The 1,046-nt window shown below is 70.7% G+C and carries 1 protein-coding gene; it reads right to left on the bottom strand.

Features of this window, described 5'->3' with window-relative positions; genetic code table 11:
- On the bottom strand, positions 1-1,046 hold a 1,046-nt coding region (locus AB0M20_RS45520), incomplete at both ends, for a sugar ABC transporter ATP-binding protein (RefSeq protein WP_364307907.1).

Below are 1,046 nucleotides of genomic sequence, written 5' to 3'. Positions count from 1 at the left end.
GCTGCTCGCGGCCGCCACGCAGCAGGCCGCCGCGGGTGAATCGGTCGATGGTGGCGAGCAGGATGTTGTCGCGCACCGACATGGTCTGCACCAGGCCGTCGCGCTGCCGGTCCTCGGGGACCAGGGCGAGACCGGCGTCCATCCGGGCCTGCACGGTGGCCCGGCGCTCCGGGCGCCCCTTGATGGTCACCTCGCCGGCGTCGGCCGTGCGGATGCCCATCAGGCACTCGACCAGCTCGGTGCGGCCGGCGCCCATCAGGCCGTACACGCCGACCACCTCGCCGGCCCGGACGGTCAGCGAGACGTCGTTGACCAGCGGGCGGGTCGGCCCCAGCGCGGTCAGGTGGCTGACCTCGAGCAGCACGTCGCCGGTGGGGGAGGAGTTGCGGACGTACAGCGAGTCGGGGTCGCGGCCGACCATCTGGCGCACGATCCACGCCGTGTCGGTCCTGGTCATCTCCTCGTGGGCGACGAGGCTGCCGTCGCGGAACACCGTGACGCGGTCGCCGATGCGCCGGAACTCGTCCAGCTTGTGAGAGATGTAGATGACCGTGACGTCCTGCTCGCGCAGGCTCTTCATGATCTCGAAGAGGACGTCCACCTCGTGGTTGCTCAAGGCCGAGGTGGGCTCGTCCATGATGAGCACGCGGACGTCCTCGAGGAGCACCCGGCCGATCTCGACGAGCTGCTGCTGCCCGATCGGCAGGTCGCCGACCAGGGTGTCGGGGTTGAGCTTCTGGCCCAGCCGGGTGAGCACCTCGGCCGTGCGGCGACGCTGCTCGGCGTCGTTCACGAACCGGCCGCCGCGGCGCAGCTCCCGGCCGGCGAACATGTTCTGCGCGATGGTCATGTTCGGGAAGAGGCTGAGCTCCTGGTGGATGATCCCGATGCCGAGGGCCTGCGCGTCACGCGGCGTGGCGAGCTGCACCGGCTCGCCGTCCAGCAGGATCTCGCCGCTGGTCGGCTGCTCCGAGCCGGAGAGGATCTTCATCAGCGTGGACTTGCCGGCGCCGTTCTCGCCGACCAGCACGTTGACCTTGCCGCGG

Source organism: Actinoplanes sp. NPDC051633, from assembly GCF_040681735.1.
Classification (GTDB): Bacteria; Actinomycetota; Actinomycetes; order Mycobacteriales; family Micromonosporaceae; genus Actinoplanes.
Note: the sequence above shows the minus strand (reverse complement) of the source record. Positions and strands in the feature narration are given on the sequence as shown.